Annotated in this window: 8 protein-coding genes; 6 read left to right on the plus strand and 2 right to left on the minus strand. The window is 61.2% G+C overall.

The genetic code is table 11. The features are described 5' to 3' along the window. Positions 1–9 precede the first annotated feature (9 nt). On the plus strand, positions 10–717 hold the full coding sequence (locus ACILSI_RS12015; RefSeq protein ID WP_395722121.1) for a hypothetical protein: 708 nt from the start codon (positions 10–12) through the stop codon (positions 715–717). A gap of 253 nt (positions 718–970) precedes the next feature. Here ACILSI_RS12015 and ACILSI_RS12020 read toward each other — a convergent pair whose 3' ends face one another. Beyond that, entirely contained in the window at positions 971–8,701 is a 7,731-nt protein-coding gene (locus ACILSI_RS12020) for a PA14 domain-containing protein (RefSeq protein ID WP_395722122.1), read from the minus strand. A 293-nt stretch (positions 8,702–8,994) separates the two neighbouring features. Between ACILSI_RS12020 and ACILSI_RS12025 the strand changes: the two genes are divergently transcribed. Beyond that, entirely contained in the window at positions 8,995–11,019 is a 2,025-nt protein-coding gene (locus tag ACILSI_RS12025) for a DNA gyrase/topoisomerase IV subunit A (RefSeq protein ID WP_395722123.1), read from the plus strand. A gap of 339 nt (positions 11,020–11,358) precedes the next feature. Here ACILSI_RS12025 and ACILSI_RS12030 read toward each other — a convergent pair whose 3' ends face one another. Beyond that, positions 11,359–11,946, minus strand: a complete 588-nt coding sequence (locus tag ACILSI_RS12030) for a hypothetical protein (RefSeq protein ID WP_395722124.1) — start codon at positions 11,944–11,946, stop codon at positions 11,359–11,361. Between the two features lie 36 nt (positions 11,947–11,982). Here ACILSI_RS12030 and ACILSI_RS12035 point away from each other — a divergent pair, with 36 nt between their 5' ends. The 4 genes from ACILSI_RS12035 (at position 11,983) to ACILSI_RS12050 (ending at position 15,592) form a co-directional block, all read left to right on the plus strand. Further along, entirely contained in the window at positions 11,983–12,237 is a 255-nt protein-coding gene (locus ACILSI_RS12035) for a transposase (RefSeq protein ID WP_395722125.1), read from the plus strand. A gap of 123 nt (positions 12,238–12,360) precedes the next feature. Further along, complete coding sequence (locus ACILSI_RS12040) at positions 12,361–12,942, plus strand: hypothetical protein (RefSeq protein ID WP_395722126.1); 582 nt, start codon at positions 12,361–12,363, stop codon at positions 12,940–12,942. 224 nt (positions 12,943–13,166) lie between these two features. Then, positions 13,167–14,156, plus strand: a complete 990-nt coding sequence (locus ACILSI_RS12045) for an ABC transporter substrate-binding protein (RefSeq protein ID WP_395722127.1) — start codon at positions 13,167–13,169, stop codon at positions 14,154–14,156. Beyond that, complete coding sequence (locus ACILSI_RS12050; RefSeq protein WP_395722128.1) at positions 14,153–15,592, plus strand: sensor histidine kinase; 1,440 nt, start codon at positions 14,153–14,155, stop codon at positions 15,590–15,592. Before ACILSI_RS12045 ends, ACILSI_RS12050 begins: the two co-directional genes overlap by 4 nt. The last annotated feature ends 3 nt before the right edge of the window (positions 15,593–15,595 follow it).

Raw genomic sequence — 15,595 nt, forward strand, 5'->3', positions numbered from 1 at the left:
CGCAGCACCATGAATGACCGATCGTTCATCTCGCGACTCATCGACGCGGGCATCGTCCTCTGCCTGCTCGTCATCCTTGGCACCTTGATTTACGGGCACATGGGCGGAGCGGAGAGCGGGCTGAGCCTCATGGACAGCTACATCACCGAGTACATGAAAAAGGCGCCGCACTGGCCGTGGCTCATCGTGACGAGCTTTGCCTTCGCGCTGCTGCTGTTCCTGCTCGCGCTGGCGTTTCTGCGGCAGAGTGGGGGGAATGTCCTGGTTCTCGTCGGCAGCCTGCTGCTCACCGCCACGGCGATGGGCAATTTCTTCGTGGCGTACGCGCCGATGCGCCGCGTGGAGCAACCGCCACCACCGGCACACGAGTGGTGGACGCCGACGTGGTGGTTCACCTCGCAGACTTCTCACACCGGCTACGAGCACGGTATGGCGGACGCGTATTCCGATGTTCACTATCGTGCCATTCGTCTTGTCGTGAGCATGGGCCTGACAGGCATTTCCTTCATTGGAGCGGGTTTGCTTTCGTCTTCGCTTAAACGTTTTTTCGCTTGGGGAACCTTCGGCGCGGTACTGGCGATGTCCGTGCTTTTTTTGATGGGCGATCACCTGGAGTTCCGCCGTGGGTTGTGGCAGCGGCTGGGCTTTGGGGTGATGTATGGCTGGTTGTGGAGCGCATGGCTGCATTGCCGGCGAGGTCACCCACTCAGAGCGTAAACGGCCATCCTCTGGCGGTGCTCTCAGTGATCCCAAGGAAGCGGTTTGGAACCGTCCAGGCGCTTGCAAAGCGCCTCTCCTTGAGGACTGGTCCCACAGGCTGGCAGCCTGTGATTCACTGCGCGCCGTTGACGGTGATTTTCAAACGACCGTCAACCACTGCAAACAAACGCCAACCTCCTAATCGAGTAGGAGGACGAGGCCGAGCCGAAGGCGGACTTGCGTCCGCTGCTACTGCCAGCCACCTGCCGGGTTACGGGGCGGGCACGATCCACACGGGGCGGTTCGCCTGGGGCTGAGCCTTGATGAAGGTGGCGCGGCCGGCGCGGAGGAGGATGGTGTTGTTTTGCGAGGTCTGGGCGGGGTCGAGGGGAGAAATCCAGACGGGCATGGGCTGGCCGGGCATCTGGAAGAGCCAATAACCCGTGTAGCCGCTGAGGGCGGCATTGGCGTCGCCGGACCAGAGCTGGAGTTGATCGGCGCTGGCAACCTGGGTGCTGGCGACGAAGCCCGGACCGGTCAAGCCGGCGGCGGCAGGCGTGGTGTCGATGGGCCAGGGATTGGCGACGAGGTTGTAGCCGGGCTGCAAGTCGCGGGCGAGCGCTGTGGTGCGCACGCTGCCAGCGAAGAGCACCGGCTGCGGTGTGGTGGCGGCGATTTTGAGCATCACTCCGGTGCCTGGGGGTAGGATCACTCCGGACTGGTCGGCGAAGGTGGGCTCGCCTTCGAGCAACCAGCGGCGCTGGGTGCCATCGTCGTACAGCCAGTGGGTGAGGTAGGTGCCGTTCGCGTGCAGCAGCACCTGATCGGCGCTGCTGGTGGCGGTGTGGCCCTGGAAGCGGGCGGGATCGAACACATCGGTGAGGATGACGTGCGGGTGGATGTTGAAGCGCGCGCTTGTCCAGTCGATGGCGGCGGGAGAAATCGTGTGCAGAGGTGAGTCGGGGGAGAACACACAGGCGCTGGCGGTGATGCTCTGCAATTCGACGCGATGACCGGCCTGCGGGCCGCTGATGATCTCGATGTAACAGGTGAAGCCGGGCCCGGTCACGCTGGCGAGCGTGCTTTGAGCGCTGAGCGTGATGCCGGCGGCGTTGGCGCTCTGGGCCGCGCCGGTGAAGACGGGCGGGTGGGTTAGATTGAGGCCGAAGCTTTGGATGCCGGCGCGTGGCGCGAGCTGCTGCCAGCCGACGGGCGTGGTGACAGCGGTGGTACCCGTGCTCTGCGTGACACGCAGGCGGACGATGCCGCGAGCGAGGCTCAAACCGGTCGTGTTTTGCAGATTGGACCAAGTAACGCGCTCGCGGCCGTCGCCGAGGTTCACGATGGAAGGGAAAAGGGCGAGCGGCTGCCAGTGGTGCAGATCTTCCGTGCTTTCGAGCGTGAAGGTGATGGCGCTTTGACCTGCCGGGCGCACCAGCACGGCATCGACGGCGGTGTGCTCCCGGTGAACGAGTTGCAGTCCTTCTCCTGGCTGGGCAACGCCGCCGTTGTTTGAGAGGCCGAGGGTGAGGGCGAGCAGAGTATCCCCCGTGGCGGGAGGCGCGAGGAGGCGGGTGAGGGTTTGGTTCGCAGGGGCGGAGGCGGCTTCCAACGGACGCAAGGCGCTGGAGGAAACCGCGCTGAAGGCGATGCCCGGTCCTTCCCAAAACAGCCGCGCCACCGCGCCGCCGCCGTTCTCATAAAACTCCATCTTCACCGTCACCGGCACGCCGGCCTGGAGATTGAGCGTGATGGTGTCCCAGCTCTCGCCATGATCAGCCCAGTTGTTGATGACGAGCACGCCGTTGAGCCAGAGACGCACGCCGTCATCGCTGCGGGTGATGAAATCAAACGCGCCGCTGACCGGCGGGACGATGCTGCCCTGCCAGCGCACGCTGAAACCATCGGCGGGAAGCCCGGGCGCGGGAGAGGCGGGCCAGTCGAAGTTGATGTCGGCATCGACGCGGTTGAGAGCGAGTTGCTCGAAGTTCTTGCCGATGAAATAATCAGCGGTGACTCCGTTGGTGACCACGGGCGGCGGTGTGTAGGCCACGGTGAGCGTGTTGGAGACCGTGTTGCCGTTGCCTGCGGCATCCTGCGCGGTGTTCGCCGGCAGGGTGACGATCACATTGCCAGACGTCGCAGGTGTGACGGTGGCGGCCCACACGGCTCCTGCGGCGGAGAGCGCGGTGACGGTACCGTTGGTGACGCTGAACTTGGAGCCAAGCAGGCCGCTGACATTCTCGCTGAAGGTGGCGGTGACGACGAAGGGGGCGGTGACGCTGGAGGCCGTGGTGCTGAGCGCGACGGTGGGAGGCGTGTTGTCGGTGGAGCCGTAGTTCACGGTCAGGACATTTGAGGCGAGGTTGCCGAGCGCGGTGCTGTCGGTGGCGGCGTTGGCGGGAACGCTGATGGTGACAGGTCCAGAGGCGGTCGGAGTCACCGTGAAGGTGTAAGCCGAGCCTGTGCCGGTGAAGTTGGACGTGGTGCCATTGACCACCACGACATCGGTCAGAGCGAAGCCGGTGGCGGATGAATTGAAGATAGCGGTCACATTGAACGCGGCGGTGACCGTGGTGAGTGGTGTGCTGAGCGCGAGGGCGAAGGGCAGGGGGGCGGAGGTGGGCGCGTCGTCGATGCAGGAGACGAAGGCGACGAGCTTCGCCATGTCGGCGGCAGACAGAACGACTCCTTGATGCGCGGCGATGGCCTCGGCGAGCGTGGCGGCGGAACCGTCGTGCAAATACGGCCCGGTGGCCCATACTCCGCGCAGGGTGGGCACGTCGAGCCCGGTGAGCGGAGCGCCGAGGCGCGTGCCACTGGAGGGCTTGAGCGTGCCGATGTTCGCGAAGACGTTGAGCGCGCTGTCGGTGAAGGTCGTGCCGCTGTGGCAGGCCGCGCAGTTTTGCGCCCGGAAGATCTGCTGACCGGCGGTGGAGATCGAGCTCAAGCCGCCGCTGCTGGTGCGGCCTGGGCTGGTGCCGCTGCTCGTGAGCGATTTCACATAAGCGGCGAGCGCGTCGAGATCAGCACTGCGTCCCGCGTTGGGCGTGCCGAGCGTCGGATGCGGTGATCCGCTTGCGATGAGGCCGGTGCCGCCCGCGAGAGCGCGAATCTGCCCTTCAAAGTCCTGCACCTCGTCGAAGTTGCCGGTCCAATGCAGCGTGCCGTGATTGCCATGGCCTTTGAGTGTGATGGTGTTGCGCAAACCTTCGCCAAAGCCGGTCAGATCCCACACGCGGCCGTCCTGGCCGCCCTCGTTGTGGCAGGTGGCGCAGCTCATGTATTCCTGAAGCGCGAGACGCGCGTCTTTGGCGTCATAAAAGAGCTTTTTGCCCTGCAAGACCTGCGCGGTGAGCTTTTCCGTGGTGATGGCGTTCAGCGTGGCGAGCGTGACCGGCGCGGCGGTGCCGCCGCTGAGAATGCCACGCACGTCATGCACGCTGATGCTGCGATCCATGAAGTTTTGAACGTAGAGGGTGCCGCCATCCGGGGAGAGCGTGAGGCCCTGTGGCGCACGACCGGTGGGGAAGCGCAGAACCTCCTGTCGCGTCCACGCATCCAGGATGGCCACTTCACGGCTGGCTTCCAAAGCAGTGAAGACATAGATGCCCCACGGATCGTAAGCAGCGGCGGAGGGCATGCCCGCGTTGTCGATGTCCACGCGTGAAGGCAGATGCTCGGCCTGCGCAGTTAAATCCAGTCGCGAAACGATGGAGCGCACGGTGTCCTCGTGATTGAGCGGCTTGGCATCGCGCAGCATGCCGCGCTGGATGTTGTCCTGCTTGGAAGGCACCCAGGCGGAGAGGCCGTCCGGTGAGATGGCCGCCGCGCCGAGGTAATTGGGCAATCCACGAGCGGAAGTCTCGGTGTCGGCGGCGGTGCTCGGATTGATGAGGATCGTGCGCTGCACGGCGAGCGCGGCGGTGCCGATGACGACGATCTGGCCGCCAGTGCCGGTCAAAATAGGCGTGGCGGTGTTTTCACCAGGCACACGCGGCGTGATGAAACGCGAGGCATAGAGGCGTGTGCCGTCGGCGGAGATGGACAGATGCCGCACGGGGCCGCCGACGTCGATGCTGGCGGTTTGAGCACCATTGGAGGGATTCAGTTGCAAGACGCGGCCCGTGCCCTCCAGCGCCATCCAGCCATTCCCACTGACAGGATCAAACACGAGGCCAAATGGCCGTGATCCACGCGCGAGAGTGACCGTGGAGGCTACTTTGCGCGTGCTGGTGTTGATGATGCTGAGAGTGCCGCTTTCGTGATTCACCACCCAGAGTCTTCCATCCGGCGCAAAGGCCAGCGCGCGTGGCGAGGTGCCCACAGCGATTTCGGCATAGCGTGTACGTGTGACGACATCGAAGGCGGAGACGCTGTTGTTGTCTGGATTCACACACCAGACGCGGTCGTTGCCAGTGGCGAGGTCTTGAAACGCGATGCTGCTGGAGGTGTTCGGCTTTTTGGCCGTCAGCGGCGCATGCACAGCCTGATAGAAAGTGCTGGTGATGGTGAGGCCGGTGTCGTCCGTGGCGGTGAGTGTCACGAGATAGCGGCCTGGATTGGCAAAGGTATGTGAGACGGTGGGGCTGGTGCTCCAGGCGGTTTCGGGTGTGCCATCGCCGAAGTTCCACTTGAAGCGCGGGTTCAATCCGTTCGCCGCCTGTGCGGTGTAAGTTTGCGCTGCGCCGGAGGGCTTGGGATTGGAGGCGAGCGGCTGGAGTGTGATGCCGTTCGTCACCGTCCACACGAAGGCCGCGCTGGCAGGCGGGCTGAGTGTGTCGGTTGCCGTGATGGTGACGTTGAACACGCCTGCGGTGCTCGCCGAGCCGGAGATGACGCCGGAGCTAGGTGAAATGGTGAGTCCCGTGGGCAGTCCCGTGGCGGAGAAGGTGAGGGGATTGTTTTCAGGATCGCTGGCGCTGAGCGGCAATGAAACCAGAGCGCCGACGAGCGTGCCCTGCGCGCCTGGATTCACGAGCTGTGGCGATTGATTCTGCGGTCCGCCGCCACCCTCGGTGGCATGCCGCAGATCACGCAGCGCAATGATGTCCAGCGCCGAGAGAGGGGCCTGATGCAGCGTTACTTCATCCAATGCTCCGGCAAAGAAGGCCGTGCCCGCGCTGCCCGCCGCGCCGAAGACGAGCGGCTGCGACGCATTGATCTGATATATGCCGCTGTCCTCGGCGACGAGGACGCCGTTCACATACAAACGGCGGATGCCGGCGCGTGTGCTGGTGTTCGTCGTGTCAAAGGTGGCCGCGAGGTGCGTCCACTGCCCAGGCGTGATGGCGGGGCCGGTCAAGGCGTTCGCGGCGATGCCGGTGCGAAGCTGCCACCGGCCCGCCGACGAAACCCACAGGCTGTAACCACGCTCGGTGGTGCCGACAATCTCGCGTGAGGCCAGGATGCAGCGCTCGGCGCCGTTCAGTGCGTCACAACGCACCCAGGCGGCGATGGTGAAATCGGTGGGATTCAACGCGGTGTTGAAGGGGACGATCACGCTTTGGGAGGTGCCGTTGAAAACCGCGCTGCGTCCGGTGCCAGGATTGCCGTTGAGTGCGGGATTGTTCACGGTGGTGTTCGCGCCGTTGCCTGCGGTGCCGTTGAGACGGTGAATGCCTTGGTCGGAGGCTTTGACCTCGCCGCTTGTGCCGTTCCAGGCGCTTTCTTCCAGGCTCCAGAAGATCGCGGGATTTTGCACGGGCAGGTAAGGCGTGAGGTAAGTGCCTGCGATGACGCTGATTGTTGTGTCACCCGGTTTTTGCCAGCCGACGGCCAGATGATCGCCTCCACCGCCCTCCTTCATGATGGCTTCGATGTAATAGCGCGTGCCGGCATTGAGCGTGATCAAAGCCGAAGTCTGCTGCGCATACCAGGACCATGCGCGGGGTTCCGTCCAGTCGGGCTGGCTGGCGATCTGCACGGCGTTGGCGGGATTGGCATCGATGCTAAGAAGGAGGGCGGACTGGTCATCACTGCTGATGGCAAAACGATATTGGCCTGTGACCGGCACATGCAAGAAGCCGCGCACGCGCTGGCCGGTGCGGTCGTCCCAGTTCTGCGGCACCTCGAATTCAGCGAGAAGATCGCGGCCCTTTGGCGTGCCTGGATAAGATGGATCGGCGGTGAGAGAGGCCACGGTGGTGCCGCTGATCTCCGTCCACCATTCACGCATGATCTGGCCGCTGCCGAGATTGGGCAGCACCACGATCCAGTTGAATGACACCGAGGTCACCTGGCCTGCTGCCGTGGCAAAAACAGTGCTGCGATACGTTCCCGGCGCGGCGGTGAGGCTGCCGGAGATTAAACCGGTGGTTGAGTTGATGGCAAGACCGCCCGGCAGGCCGGTGGATGAATAACTCAGCGCACCGCCTGTGGCGCTGGCGTTGATGGGCAGCGAGACGGCGCTGTTTTGCGTGACGTTTTGCGTTCCAGGGTTGGTCACGACCGGCAGCGTGGCATTCGTGACCTGCATGATGCGGGAGACGGACCACACGCCGTTCGCATCGACTGCAAACATCATCCAGTAGCCCGGTGTGAGCACGTTGATACTGCCGGGCGCGGTTAGCGCGTACTCGCCCGGCGCGGTGACGCTGTGGGTGAAGCGCAGGTGACGCTGGTCCGTGTTTACCGAGTGCGTGAGCGAGGACAGGCGGATGAAGCTGAAATACTGCACGCCGGGCGAGGCATTGACGGTGAAGACCGCACCGGGGCCGATGCGATCGGGTGTGGCAAGAATCTGCGGGCGCGGGGCCGCGCTGCCATCGGCCTGGAACAACTGTGGAGGTGTGAAGACCTGCGCGTCCTGGTGATCGACCGTGGCGTCGCCATACAGTCCACCACCACCCGACCATACACGCCCGTCTGGCAGCAGCAGCGCGAGCGAGTGGTAGTTGCGCGGCACACTGGCATCCGCAAGGGCTCGCCATTGACCTGTCGTGGGATTCCAGATTTCCGGGGTGTAAATCGTGCCAGCGTCGCTGAAGAACGCGCCCACGTTGGTGCCGCCGACCACCATGACTTCGCCATTGGGCAGCACGACGGAGTTGGAGAACGAGCGTGCGTTTGCCATCGGCGTCGCAGGCGTCACCACTGGTGTGGGGCCGTTCAAATCGACCGTGAAAGCCTGTTTCACCACGGCGCCGTTGTCGATGGCCTGCAAACCGCCGGCCACGAGCACCTTGCCGACGTCATACATCGCCCACGCGCCTTGTTTGGGATAATGCGTGCCGGGCAGGTTTGCGCCCGCAGAAGTGAGTGAGCCTGTGCCGCTGTTCGTGATCCAGTTCAGCGCCTTGTGCGGCCCGAAGTGCGCGAGACGACCGTCTGGAGAGACGAGCAGGAAGGGATGCCAGTTCGGCTCGATGGCGTTCGGAATGGATGTGTTGACCGCGCTGGACCAGTTGATGCCGCTCATGCGCCGCCAGCCGGAGATGGCGTTCCATTGGTCGGTGGTGCCCGTGCCATTGTCACCGCCCGCGCCACCGGCGGTGAAGACTTCGCCTCCCGGCAGGGCCACACTGGTGTTGTACCAGCGGCCTTCCGGCATGGTTTGCGCCGCGCTCCATTCATTCGTGCGCCAGTCGAACAAACTCGCCAGCGCCGTGGTGCCGAGGATGCCGTTGCCACCGTTCACCATCACGCGCCCGTCCTGGAGCTGTGACAAGCCGCCGCAGAACATGTCATGACGCGGGTTGTTCAGCTCGGTGAACACACCCGTGGCCGGATCCCACACCGCCGCGTAAGTGAACTGCGGGCCGTCGGGAAACGAGGTGCGTTGATTGGAGGCGAAGGTCAGCAGACGTCCGTCCGCCAGCAGCGCCGCCGAGACAGGAATGTGCGGATCCCAGGGAATGACGGGACTCCAGTTTCCCAAAGTCGCGTATTCCGCCGGGGAAGGGGCGGAGATGTTCATCTCCACCGCCTGTGCCGCCGGAGCCAGACGCGCGGCCTCCATGAGCAAGGTGTCAGCACCGGCGTGATGATCCACGTCTGCCATGACAGCGCAGGTCGATGACAAAATCATCCCACATGCCAGAAGGCGAGCCAGCCTTGGCCTGTGCGAGCCTTGTAGGAGATTTGCAAGACTGCGATTCATGGACGGGAGAATTCCAATAAGTGGCGATCCTTAGCTATTCACGGCTCTCTCACAATTCAGGAGTTTGAAAAATTGCTCACCGACTCCGGACCATCGGCACAAGCTGAATGTTGGCCCGGCCGGGTTTCGCGCCCTTGCACTCACCTGCGCACGCTCTATTCTCGCCGCCCTTTCCTCCTTTTCATTTTCCAGCCGTGGCCAAAAAGTCTTCCTCCAAAAACACCGAATCCCACTCGCCCATCCTGCCTTCCGCCGCGCCGGTGGAGCACAAGCCTGTCGATGATCTGTACGGAGACTGGTTCCTGGACTACGCCAGCTACGTCATCCTTGAGCGCGCTGTGCCGCACATGCACGATGGTTTGAAGCCCGTGCAGCGCCGCATCCTGCACAGCATGGACGAGCTGGAAGACGGCCGGTACAACAAGGTCGCCAACGTCGTGGGCAACACGATGAAGTATCATCCGCATGGCGACGCCTCGATTGGTGACGCGATGGTGCAGCTCGGTCAAAAAGACCTGCTCATCGACACCCAGGGCAACTGGGGCAACACGCTGACGGGCGACAACGCCGCCGCGCCGCGATACATCGAGGCGCGCCTTTCCAAATTCGCGCTGGATGTCGTGTTCAGTCCCAAAGTCACCGAGTGGTCCGCCTCCTACGACGGACGCAACAAGGAGCCGGTGACGCTGCCGGTGAAGTTCCCGCTTCTGCTAGCACAGGGTGTCGAAGGCATCGCCGTGGGCCTGTCCTGCCGCATTCTGCCGCACAATTTCATCGAGCTGTGTGACGCGAGCATCGCCGCGCTGCGTGGCGAGGAGTTCAACCTGCTGCCGGACTTCTTCACCGGCGGCATCATGGACGCCAAGGACTACAACGGCGGCCTGCGTGGCGGCCGGGTGCGCGTGCGCGCCAAGATCGAGGAAGGGCCGAAGAAAAACACGCTCACCATCACCGAAATCCCTTACGGCACGACGACGGGCGGTTTGATGGACAGCATTGTGGCCGCCAACGACAAGGGGAAGATCAAGATCGCCCATGTCGATGACAACACGGCGGAGAAGGTCGAGATCGTCGTGCAACTCCCCGCCGGCACCGATGTGGAGCAGACCATCCAGGCGCTCTACGCCTTCACCGACTGCGAGGTCAGCCTGCCGCCCAACGCCGTCGTCATTCATGACGACAAGCCGCGCTTTTTGAATGTGAACGAGCTGCTGAAGATCAGCGCCGAGAACACCAAGCGGCTGCTCGGTCGTGAGCTGGAGATCGCGCTCGGCGAGTTGGAGGAAAAGTGGCACTTCAGCTCCCTGGAGAAGATTTTCATCGAGAACCGCATCTACCGCCGCATTGAAGAGTGCGAGACCTGGGAGGCCGTGCTCGACGCCATCTGGAAAGGACTCAAGCCGCATCTCAGCCTGCTGAAACGCGAGATCACCAACGAAGACGTGGCCCGCCTGACCGAGATCAGAATCAAGCGCATCTCCAAGTTCAACAGCTTCGAGGCTGACGAGCAGATCCGTGAGCTGGAGGAGGAGATCGCTCAGGTGAACAAGTTCCTGAAGCAGCTCACCAAGTTCGCCGTGGCGCACTTTGAGCAGTTGAAGAAGAGCTACGGCGCGGGCCGCGAGCGCCGCACGGTGATTTCCAGCTTCGACCGCGTGTCCGCCGCCGAGGTCATCATCCAGGGCGAGACGCTTTACCTCAACGCGAAGGAAGGCTTCGCCGGCACCGGCCTGAAGAAAGAGGGCGAGCCGATCTGCAAGTGCTCGCCGCTCGACGATGTGATCTTCTTCACCCGCGAGGGCACCATGAGCGTCACCAAGGCCGCGCCGAAGTTCTTCGTGGGCAAGAACCCGCACTACATCAGCCTTTTCAAGAAGGACGATGAGGCCGTTTACACGCTGATCTATCGCGACGGCCGCCAGGGCAGCCTGATGGCCAAGCGCTTCCGCATTGGCGGCGTCACGCGGGACAAGGAATACGCCCTCACCAAAGGCACGCCGGGCAGCAATGTGCTCTACTTCATGCGCCACGAGACGGAGGAGGAGTCGAACGCGCAGAGCGTCATCGTTCATCTCAAGCCCGCGCTCTACCTGCGCAATCTCACCATCAAATTCCCTTTCAACTCCATGGCCATCAAAGGCCGCGAGTCGCAGGGGAACATCATCACAAAGCATGCGGTGGATCGTGTCGTGCGTGAGCCGAGGAGCGGCGAGGCATAAGCTGGACGAGCGTCGTTGCGGCGGGCTTGCCTTTTTGCCAGGACTCGTCCGCCACGGTGAAATCGACCGCGAATGTGAGCCAGTGCCTCAAGCGTTTTAACCCAAGCTGGCGATGAGGGAAGATCCCGGGGAACTGGAGCGCTTCCTGGAGCGCTTCCTGGAGCGCTTCCTGGAGCAAGCCGCTGTCGCGAAGCCATGAATTCGATCATTTTGTCAATCAGTTGCCTGACCCCGTCCCCCCCCAGATGAAAAAATCCAATCAGTCTGTCAAAATTTTGCACCCGTTTGACCCCGTTTCCCGCCGTTTGACGGAGATATCATCCTTATCAGGGTCATATTCTATCGAGAGAACGGAGATTTAAACATATCACGAAGGAGCGCCACAAATAAAAGCAATGGGATATAGAGCATGATCCCGACTGTCCAGGTTATGACCCTCATGATCCACCAATTGTAATACCACGCGCGATTCCTCTCGATCAACTCCAAGGTATCCAAATGGCTTTTGAGTTCCATCCAGATGCTATCATGTTTTGTTCCTACCAGAGTAGAACTCACCTGCTTGCCGAGCCTGACCTTCTTTGGTTTGAGAGGTTTCAGGCTATTATGAGCTTCAGTGCGCAAACGCTCCACCTCATGGTTTTTGCCCACGTTACCTCCATTGACTTTGATAACGGTTCCGCCATGAATTGAGTCCCGAATTCTTTGTGCTTCCGCAAGCTTTTGCTGAGCCCTATCTTTCTCGTCCTTCAGGTGTTGAGTGTCTGCCAATCGTGGGGTGCTTTCGACCAAGGCTGTAGGCACTGTAAGCGCGACATCTTCTATTTTGTTCTCAAGTCTATGGTATTCGCGCTCTTGGATGTGCTCTAGCAGCCTGTTGAAAAACGCACCGGTTGAGCGAGAAATGCTCCCCGTATGTTTGAACAACGCGAAGCAGGCGGGGCGTAAAAAGAGTTTTGGATCATGGCCGGGGAACTGCCTGCGGCGACGCCCGATGGTTGCTACCCGCGGGTGAACCGGACACTGGAGAAGATGAGCTTTGTTGCCGATGTCTGGAAGATCTGCGCACCCGCCTACGCCGAGCGCAGCAAGGGCGGACGCTCTGGCATTGATCCTGTGGTGTATTTAAAGATGCTCATGGTGGGCTTCTTCGAGAACCTGCCCAGCGAGCGGGCCATCGCCTCGCGGTGCGCACCAAGCACGGCGCCACGGACATGATCTACAGCCGAGCGGAGCGAGACAGCCTGCCGAAGGCAGCCCGCGCAGCGGGTAAGCGCCGAGGGGCGATGTGATGGTGCGTCCTGGAGATGCTGCGGACAACGATACAAGCATGGCGCGGCGGTGGGCACGCTGATCGAGGTGGTGCCCGAGGCCAAGGCACGGGAGAAACTCGGCGTGGCCGTGGTGGCTGATGACGGCTACTTCGCGGTGGAACAGATCGGGCAGTTGCAACGCTGCGGAGTGCGCGCCGTGATTGCCGATCCGCATGAAGGGAGACGCCATCGGGACGCGCCCCTGGAACACCGCCAGACGCTGCGCCGGGCCGCGTGTGCCACCCGCAGCGAGAGCGGCAAAGCGCTGCTGCGCAAACGCGGCGAGCATCTCGAACAAGGATTTGCCCATGTGCTCGATCACGGCGGGTTGCGCCGCGCCACGTTGCGGGGCTGTGAGAATCTGACCAAGCGTCAGCTGATCGCCGCGTTGAGCTTCAACCTCAGCCTGCTGCTGCGTACGATGTTCGGCAGCGGAACTACCAAACAGTGGCTGGCAGGCCCGCTCGAGATCATTTTCCGCTCAATGGGTGTCATTGACCGACTCCTCGAAGCCTTGTTGGGTAAACTCGGAATGTATTTGCGCGCATTGGTCCTTATCACCGACTCAGACGCTGAACGTAAAAGCGGGCAGCTCCAACCCGCACGTTGAGGGGTAAATCAACAGGCTGTTAAGGCAAAAATTTTTTGAGATGCTCTTTGAACGGACCTCACCACGCAAAGCGTTGTGCTACATCGACACCACTTCATGTCTTAACATCCGTCATTTGCCAATTGACAGGTTTTCAAACACGCCCTTGTGATGAAGGTAAAATAATTGAGCACGGAGCTCCCCCAGAGTGGACAGGGGACGCCACCTTGTTGCATCATGAATCAATGAATGATTCCAAGGCATGGTTGAGTCGGCTAATGGTTCCATTTTGTGCCCTGTTGCTACTGCTGGCTGCAGCGCTGGTGCCGCACATGGAGAAAAGACAGCGGTTGAGGGTCGCACCTGGCGTGTGGCCTGGTTCAGAAGCGCTTTTGCTGGCGCACTCTCAAGGGAAGCTGCCTGCGGATCGCTTTCAAATGATCGAGCTCCCATGGTCATCCGCAGTGATGCGCGCACTGGGCAATGGTGCGGCGGACGTGGCGGTGGTGACACTCGACGGCGTTCTGCGCATGCGCGAAGGTGGGCAGCAACTGCGGGTGTTGATGGTGCTGGATGCATCCGCTGGTGCTGATGCGGTGATGGCGCGGCCGGAGGTCACCGATGTGCAGGGGCTCAAAGGAAAGCGCGTGGGCGTGGATGTTCGAGGTGCCGGCACCTATTTACTGATCAACGCGCTGGAAAGCGCAGGAATGTCAATGGGTGACATTCACATTGTGCAGTTGATTCAACGGGAGATGGAAAGCGCGGTGGAGGCAGGTGAAGTGGATGCCGTGGTGGCGTCCGAGCCCTGGTTGTCAGGCCTGTGTTCGAAGGGGTTCCACAGTGTTTTTGATTCCTCCCGGCTTTCGCTTCCCATCGTGCGTCTGCTGGTCGCCTCAGAGAAGGCGCATGCGCAGTTCCGAAAAGAACTGGCGCTCTTGCTGCGGACGCAGATGGACATGACACGGCTGGTGAGGACTGGAAAACCGTTTGATGGAATGGAGCTGATTCTGAGGCGCGAACGGCTTCAATTTGAGGAATTTGCCTCCAGCCTGAAACACTGGAAGCCGCTGAACATGGAAGAGAATGCAGCGATGCTGGCAGGAGACAGTCCGCAGCTTGCTCAAATGGCCGCAGTGATGGAAGAACAAATGATACGGGGTGGATTGCTGCGTTCGAAACCGGCCCCATCAGACTGGATTGATGCCACACTCCTCAAGGAGGCGCTGCCGTGAATGTTTCACACTCCATTCAGGGTCGAATCACCCTCATCGTGTTGCTGTTCGGATTGGCGATGATTGTGCTGAATAACTGGCGAAATCAAAAATGGCTGGTGGAAAGACGACTGAATCGATTGGAGCAGGAGGCAGCGGACACGGGAAGCCACCTGTCCGGACTGTTACAGCATCTCTCCCGCAAACAGCAGGAACGTGCCGCAGAACTGGAAATGGCCTACGTTTCGCTGTCCGCTGATGTGGAACTCGGCGTCGTTTGCGACTGGGCCGGAGTGGTCAGTTGCGCGACTCAATTGCAATGGCGAGGCATGCGGGTGCTGGAGACTCCGCTGGCATCGGAGTGGCAGCATGTGATGCCAACTTTGGAACGCATGGACACCTTTATTTCATGGGATGATGAGAAGGCACATTTGATCGTGATCGCACCCTTTTACGAAGGCTATGACACAACCAGCAAAGCGGCAGTGCTGATACGTTATAACTCCACACAGGCACTGACCCAGGTGCGTGAAGAGGCTCTGCATGAGTCCCTCCGGCAGGCCGGAGTGTTGCTGGCGTTGAGTTTGCTGATGTGGTTTGCGCTTGATGAACTCGTGACGCGACGAGTGCGCAAGCTGGTGAGCAACCTGCGCGCCGTGGGAACGAGCACAGCGCCACCGGAGGTACTACCTGGCAACGATGAACTGACGACGATCTCGCGCGAGTTCTCCCGGACGGTGACTCAACTGCGGGCAGCGGAGAATCTCGTTCTCGATGCCGCGGAGCAGGAACGCAGAAAATTCGGCCGAGATTTGCATGACGATGTCTGCCAGCGACTTTCGGCTATAAAAATGACACTGGAGGTGATGCGGGGACTGATGCCTGACAAGGATGGCAAGGTGGCCGGCCTGGCCCAGCAGGTGATAGATGATCTGGCAAAGACAGTTGTGATCGCCCGAAGCATGGCCCGGGGGCTTTCTCCGGTGGGCCTGGAGAACCATGGATTGAAGGATGCGCTTGAGAATGTGGCGTTGTTTGCAGAGAGGATGTATCAGGTCAGGTGTGCCGTCGAATGCGTAGATGTGCATGGACACTTGCCGGTGGTCTCCCAAGAGTTGCTTTTTCGGATCGCCCAGGAACTGGTGACCAATGCTTGCAAGCATTCCAGTCCCGGAGTCCTGAATCTGTCTGTACATCTTGCGGATGATCAGATCGTGCTGAGTGTGATTCATGACGGCAAGCCATTCGATGATGCAGATGTGAGCAATGGAAGCAGTGGCATGGGGCTTCATCTGATGAACCAGCGTCTGCGCACTTTGTCCGCGACTCTTGAGCGAACGATTAAAAGCGAAGGGCGAGATTTCTCGATTGCCACCGTGCGCATTCCGTTAATGTATCCCGTATCGAATGAACGCGAGATCTCAACCAACAATCATCAGGGTGGCAGTGGTGGATGATCA

This window comes from Prosthecobacter sp., from assembly GCF_044232965.1.
Taxonomy (GTDB): Bacteria; Verrucomicrobiota; Verrucomicrobiia; order Verrucomicrobiales; family Verrucomicrobiaceae; genus Prosthecobacter.

Excerpts from the sequence above, each read along its gene's own strand:
- ACILSI_RS12015 (WP_395722121.1), top strand. The coding sequence starts at position 10 with ATGAATGACCGATCGTTCATCTCGCGACTCATCGACGCGGGCATCGTC.
- ACILSI_RS12020 (WP_395722122.1), bottom strand. The coding sequence starts at position 8,701 with ATGGCAGACGTGGATCATCACGCCGGTGCTGACACCTTGCTCATGGAG.
- ACILSI_RS12035 (WP_395722125.1), top strand. The coding sequence starts at position 11,983 with ATGGCCGGGGAACTGCCTGCGGCGACGCCCGATGGTTGCTACCCGCGG.
- ACILSI_RS12045 (WP_395722127.1), top strand. The coding sequence starts at position 13,167 with ATGAATGATTCCAAGGCATGGTTGAGTCGGCTAATGGTTCCATTTTGT.